5 protein-coding genes are annotated in these 6,652 nt (G+C 34.6%); 3 read left to right on the top strand and 2 right to left on the bottom strand.

The window, feature by feature from the left end:
* Positions 1–362 precede the first annotated feature (362 nt).
* Entirely contained in the window at positions 363–1,376 is a 1,014-nt protein-coding gene (gene gap, locus ACOVQ4_RS02705) for a type I glyceraldehyde-3-phosphate dehydrogenase (RefSeq protein WP_421819127.1), read from the bottom strand.
* Positions 1,377–2,698: 1,322 nt separating this feature from the next.
* Between gap and ACOVQ4_RS02700 the strand changes: the two genes are divergently transcribed.
* On the top strand, positions 2,699–3,517 hold the full coding sequence (locus tag ACOVQ4_RS02700; RefSeq protein ID WP_421819126.1) for a 2,3,4,5-tetrahydropyridine-2,6-dicarboxylate N-succinyltransferase: 819 nt from the start codon (positions 2,699–2,701) through the stop codon (positions 3,515–3,517).
* A 93-nt stretch (positions 3,518–3,610) separates the two neighbouring features.
* Here the strand turns inward: ACOVQ4_RS02700 and ACOVQ4_RS02695 are convergent, their stop codons facing one another.
* Positions 3,611–4,498 (bottom strand): 3-hydroxyacyl-CoA dehydrogenase family protein, encoded by an 888-nt coding sequence (locus tag ACOVQ4_RS02695; protein WP_421819125.1) that lies wholly within the window; start codon positions 4,496–4,498, stop codon positions 3,611–3,613.
* Positions 4,499–4,779: 281 nt separating this feature from the next.
* Here ACOVQ4_RS02695 and ACOVQ4_RS02690 point away from each other — a divergent pair, with 281 nt between their 5' ends.
* Together ACOVQ4_RS02690 and ACOVQ4_RS02685 are read left to right on the top strand one after the other, a co-directional pair.
* Entirely contained in the window at positions 4,780–5,625 is an 846-nt protein-coding gene (locus ACOVQ4_RS02690) for a S1 RNA-binding domain-containing protein (RefSeq protein WP_421819124.1), read from the top strand.
* Positions 5,626–5,725: 100 nt separating this feature from the next.
* Positions 5,726–6,211: a helix-turn-helix domain-containing protein gene (locus tag ACOVQ4_RS02685; RefSeq protein ID WP_421819123.1), complete on the top strand. Its 486-nt coding sequence runs from the start codon at positions 5,726–5,728 to the stop codon at positions 6,209–6,211.
* The last annotated feature ends 441 nt before the right edge of the window (positions 6,212–6,652 follow it).

The raw sequence follows: 6,652 nt of genomic DNA, 5'->3' as shown, positions 1-6,652 counted from the left end.
GTATAGGTAATAGGCAACAGGCACAAGTAAGATAGTGTTGAATGTGGGCTGTGTTTTTGCCAAATACCTAAAGCACAAATTATTAAATAACGGCGTATGAAAAAGTAATTCGTGCGTCGTTATTTAGTTTATTCTCCTTAGAAGTTCATCAGATAAAGCATCATAAATCATCAAATTCAATGAATGCATTACGCAAACTTAAACCTTGTGAATGTAGTAGAATTGGAATAGTATAAAGGTGATTGGTTTTAGGGGAATCTCAGAGGCCTATTTTGATATGTAAAACCTTAGTTTTTATACTGCAAGAAGCATATATTCAAAAAAAAGGAGACCGAAGCCTCCTTTTTCAATAGCATTGACAATTATTTGCTGATTAATTCAGCGAAATATTTAACTGTTCTTACCAATTGGCTTACATAACTCATTTCGTTATCATACCAGCTTACAGTTTTAACTAATTGTTTGTCACCTACTGTAATAACTTTAGTCTGAGTAGCATCAAACAAGCTTCCGTAAGAAATACCGATGATATCGCTAGATACAATTTCATCTTCAGTATAACCGAAACTTTCAGTGCTTGCAGCTTTCATAGCAGCGTTAACTTCAGCTGTAGAGGTAGCTTTTTCTAAAACAACCGTCAATTCAGTTAATGAACCTGTGATAGTTGGAATACGCTGAGCACCGCCATCTAGTTTTCCTTTCAAGTTAGGTAATACTAAACCGATTGCTTTTGCAGCACCTGTAGAGTTAGGTACAATATTACTAGCAGCCGCTCTTGCTCTACGCAAATCTCCTTTAGGGTGTGGTGCATCCAAGGTATTTTGGTCGTTAGTGTAAGCATGCACTGTAGTCATACTTCCTAATACAATACCAAAGTTTTCGTCCAATACCTTAGCCATAGGAGCGAGGCAGTTAGTTGTACAACTTGCACAGCTAATGATTTCTTCGCTACCATCAAGAATGCTATGGTTTACATTGAATACGATTGTTTTTAAGTCTCCCGTAGCTGGCGCTGAAATGATAACTCTTTTTGCACCTGCCGTTAAGTGAGCTGCTGCTTTGTCTTTGTCTGTAAAGAAACCAGTACATTCTAATACTACATCTACATCGTGCTCTCCCCAAGGAATATCTGCTGGGTTGCGTTGAGCGTAGATTTTAACTTCCTCTCCATTAACGATAATGCTATTATCTGTAGAAGTAACTTCTTGGTTAAATCTACCTTGAGCACTATCATATTTCAACAAGTGAGCAAGAGTAGAAGGACTAGTTAAGTCGTTGATAGCAACCACGTCAATACCTGGCATATTGTAGATTTGACGGTACGCTAGACGACCAATACGACCAAAGCCATTAATTGCAACTTTAATTTTAGCCATTTTTATATAAGGGATAATAGTTTAAACACTCTACAAAAATACTGGATTTTGAACCATATTGCAAGTAATGTTTAATAAATAGTAGATAATTATTGAAACAAACGAATAATACGACTTAGTAAATTAGTTAAAATAGTTAGTATTATAATATCAACATTAGTAATATACTAAAATAATTGACAAAATATTTAGCAAAATGTTATAAATTACTAAAAATAATAGTGTTACTTATACCTATTAATCTCTCTAATTATTATTTACACACAGCAATGGGAAATATGTATCAGATACTTAGATAACAAGTCGATAGACTGTATTGATTAATAACAATGAACAAAGCAATAGGAGGGGAGTAGACCAATTGTATTCCTGAAATTTCAATGTATGAATTGGTACAGAAATTATCAGCAATGTGATGGGCGTTTCAATACGATTCTTATAATTTATTTATTTAAAAAGCTTAAGCTATAGTATCCAGATAGGAATGATAATTCCCCAGATATACCGAATATTGACAATATTACTCCTGAGTTTTTGTTTGATTCGATAATACAAAGAAAATATTAAGTGATTTGTACAAGAGCATATTTGTATTTATCAAGAATACATTGTAAATCTTTTTAGCTTTTGCCCAGAACTTATATCCAATATTGCTCGCTTGTTCAAGCTCCTTGATGGGTGATTCCAGGCTAAGCGTGTTGCTCACAAAAAATTGTGATTCACAAATATCTCAAAAATGAAATCTCATCAAAAATGATTTTATGGATGCTAGTGCATAGCTGTTTTAAAATGAAAAGACCTACAAATTTTGGCCTCCCCAACAGACTACAGTCTAAGTTTTTCACTTAAAATACGGTTATTTTTTACTGATTTTCGCTTAAATATTATAGAAAAAACTAGGATTTTTCATTTATTTTACCTTTCTTTGTTTAAGAATAATTACTTATTCTTTTGCTCATCCTTACTCAAAAATTCTTCCTTTTAAAGCTTTTCTTTCTGTGCCTCCTCAGGGCTCATGTGTCTTTATTATTTCTATTTTTCTTAACCAAATAATATTTTGAAATTGGTAGATGTACATTTTTTAAATTGTTACAAATAATTGTAAATCAATATTTTAAATACCTTCTATCTAAAGTAAAAAAAGAGATACCATTTTCAAGGCTTTACCCCATAATATCTAGTTTTTTTATTCATTCTACCATTGTGTAAATGGCTGCTATCTGAGCTAAAAACCTGCATTTCCTCCACGTATATAGTGTCGGTATCATCGAAATATGTTTTCTTTGTGCTCGAATTAAAAATGTATCTATTCTCAGTATTCAATGGAAAACTTAAAAGAAATTATCGAAAAGGCTTGGGAAGACACAAGCCTCCGCTCAAACCCTGAAACTATACAAGCAATCGAATACGTTGTAGAGCAGGTTGACAAAGGTCTACTTCGTACAGCGCAACCTAATGAAGATGGTTCTTGGACCGTGAATGATTGGGTTAAAAAAGCTATTGTGATGTATTTCCCAATAAGAAAAATGGAAGTACAGGAGGTAGGAATTTTCGAATTCCACGATAAAATGAAATTGAAAACTGATTATGCAAGCCTTGGTGTTCGTGTTGTACCTCCAGCGGTGGCGCGCTATGGTGCTTATTTGGCCAAAGGTGTAATTATGATGCCTTCTTATGTGAATATCGGTGCTTATGTAGACTCTGGAACCATGGTAGATACCTGGGCTACAGTTGGAAGCTGCGCACAAATCGGTAAAGACGTTCACTTGAGCGGCGGTGTAGGTATTGGTGGGGTATTGGAACCACCTCAGGCAGCTCCAGTAATTATTGAAGATGGCGCTTTTATTGGCTCTAGATGTATAGTGGTAGAAGGTGCTCGTGTCGGAAAAAGAGCGGTTCTCGGTGCTGGTGTAACTATCACAGGTTCTTCAAAAATAATTGATGTAACTGGCCCAGAACCTGTAGAATACATCGGTTATGTACCAGAAAACTGCGTGGTTATCCCAGGAGGATACACAAAACGTTTCCCAGCAGGTGATTACAATGTCCCTTGTGCTTTGATTATTGGAAAAAGAAAAGAAAGTACTGATCTAAAAACCTCATTGAACGCTGCATTACGTGAAAATAACGTGGCAGTTTAGCATAGGAGAGGGGTTACTCACAAAAGAGGGCTTGCATATTGTTTGCAAGCCCTCTTTTTGCTTAATATTTGCCATTTAAGACACTTTTATGGGTTAGGTAAAGCGTGGTGACACCTTTGCCTCTTTAGAGCCTTTATCGTAAGAATAAAAGCCCTCCCCAGTTTTTACGCCTAATTTTCCTGCTCTCACCATATTTATCAACAAAGGACAAGGTGCATATTTTGGATTTTTGAATCCATCATAAAGCACATTCATTATTGACAAACATGTATCTAATCCTATAAAATCAGCTAGTTGTAAAGGCCCCATCGGATGAGCCATTCCCAATTTCATGATTTCATCTATTTCTGCTACTCCCGCAACTCCTTCAAATAAACTGATTATTGCCTCATTTATCATGGGCATAAGTATTCTGTTGGCAACAAAGCCCGGGTAATCATTCACGAGCACAGGGGTTTTATTTAAGGCTAGAGTATAGCTATGAATCTTTTGGTAAGTCTCATCACTAGTAGAGTAGCCTTTGATTATTTCAACCAATTTCATAACTGGGACAGGATTCATGAAATGCATTCCAATCACTTTATCTGGTCTATTGGTATAAGAAGCTATTTCTGTGATGGAAATAGAGGATGTATTGGAGGCTAGGATAGAGGCTTCAGGACATAGTTTGTCTAGCTCTGCAAAAATTTGTTGTTTTAACTTGGAGGCTTCAGAAACTGCCTCAATCACCAAATCCACCTCAGTTACCGCATGAGATAAACTGTTAAAAGTTTGGATACGTAGAAGGCTTTCATCTTTCGTCTCTGTGGTAATGAGATTCTTTTGCACTTGTCGCTCCAAATTTCTTTCAATAGTCTTCAGAGCATTGGCCAATTGTTGTTCGCTTGTGTCTACCAAGTTTACGTTAAATCCATTTAGGGCAAACGAATGGGCTATACCATTTCCCATAGTTCCAGCGCCTATTACAGCGATATTTTTCATGTTAAAATAGTGTTGAGTAAATGTAATTATGAACCTTCTAATTTAATCAAGAAAACTTATACACAAGCTCATGGAAAGTTGATTTTTATAACATCTTGATATACAGAAACTTCCAAGTTGTATATACATGTTTGAATTCCAAATATTTATCATGTATATACAAGATAAGAGATTGAGTAATAAGACCTTATCATTGGAGGTATTTTGAGCTAGAATTAGGGATTCTTGTCTAGTTATTGCATTTTTGCATACAGATTATCATTCAAAAATTAAATTACAATATGGAAAATCAAAAAGATGGTATTGCCTTAGGAAAGTACAACAACCTAGAGGTGATTAAAGAATTAGAATTCGGGATGTATTTGGATGGGGGTGAAGAAGAAATTCTAATTCCTAGGTCGTACATTCCAGAGGGAACTAAAATAGGAGATTTCATAGATGTTTTCATTTACAGAGATTCTGAAGACCGCTTGATCGCTACTACTATGAAGCCTTTCGCACAGGTTGGAGAATTTGCCTACTTAACGGTCAAGGATGTGAATAAATTAGGCGTGTTTCTTAATTGGGGACTTGTAAAAGACTTGCTAGTGCCGTTTGGGGAGCAATCCCACAAAATGGCGATAGGCAAGCAATATTTGGTATATATATATGTAGATGCCCAGACGGAGAGAATTGTGGCTTCGGCTAAAATAGATAAATTTTTACCTACAAATCAAGATGACTTCCAAGAGGGGCAAGCTGTTCAAATTCTTCCTTACGAATATACCGATCTGGGTATTAAATGCTTGATTGAAAATAGAAAAATAGGAATGCTTTACAAAAACGAACTATTTAAAAATGTAAACTTGGGTAGTTTACAAAATGCATTCATAAAGAAAATAAGAGATGACAAAAAGATTGATTTAACTTTGGAAATTATAGGATATGATAGAATTGAAGAATGTAAAGTTACTTTGGTAAATACCTTGAAATCTCACGAAAACTTCCTAAATCTAAATGATAAGAGCAATCCTGAACTAATTTACGCAAGTTTACAAATGTCAAAAAAGGACTTTAAGAAAGCTGTTGGTGGATTATTGAAAGAGGGGAGAATTAAGTTTGTTAATGATGGCATTTTACTTTTGTAACTATTTACCATTGTAAATACATTTGTTAATCCAATAATATTATATACATTTGTATTTTACAATGTACAATTAACAAACATATACAAAAAACATTTGTCAAATGGATTTGAATAAAAAAATCGAACAGATTATCGTTGATAAAGGTATGTCACCAAGCTTTTTTGCTGACGCTATTGGAGTACAGAGAAGTAGCATTTCTCACATACTTTCTGGACGAAATAAGCCCAGTTTAGACATCATACAGAAGATTTTGCGAGTTTTTCCTGACATAAACCGTGATTGGCTACTTTTTGACTCTGATTCAGAGGTAGAAGCACCCTTGAAAAACAATACACAACAATCTGTATTTCAGCCAATTAACTACCAAAATAAAGAAACCCCAATCGCACGAGAATCCAATAAATTTATCCCCTCTGAAGAGAGAATGGTACAACAAAATCTCAGAAGAAAAATTGAGAGACCAGAAGTGCCCACAACACCAATTTCAGCAACCAATTCGAATGTCCCCGAACCAACTGGAAAGAAAATAGAACGAATTGTCATATTTTATACAGACGGTACTTTTATGGAAAGTAAACCGATTTAGAGATGAGCCTAGCTCATCTCTTTTTTTGTACTATTCAAAGCTCCAAACAATCCTGTAAAACTTCACTTTCGAAAATTTTCTTCTTCAAAAAATCCGCCAACATTTTACCAAAGTCAATCTTCTTTATCTACAAATAATACAATTTTACTTTGACTTCTCTGATAAAAATTTCTTATCAAATCAATACCATTAAGAACAAATCACTTCATATAAATAAACGAACAGTCATTTATTTATATGAAATAAAAAGGACAATTCTCCCAAGATTTAGTGTGGAATATATTATCCTTTTAGGAATACTCTATTCAAAAGTAGAAACATAACACCCCCTGGAAAGAACAAATGACGGAGCATTTAAGGATGTCAAAACCTGCTTTTATCATAATTCTCTTGATTCAAAGAGAAGTTTCTTGGAGATTTTAGTGTGTTATCGATGGTTAT

Origin of the sequence: Flectobacillus sp. (genome assembly GCF_049240685.1) — a bacterium.
Taxonomy (GTDB): domain Bacteria; phylum Bacteroidota; class Bacteroidia; order Cytophagales; family Spirosomataceae; genus Flectobacillus.
Note: the sequence above shows the minus strand (reverse complement) of the source record. Positions and strands in the feature narration are given on the sequence as shown.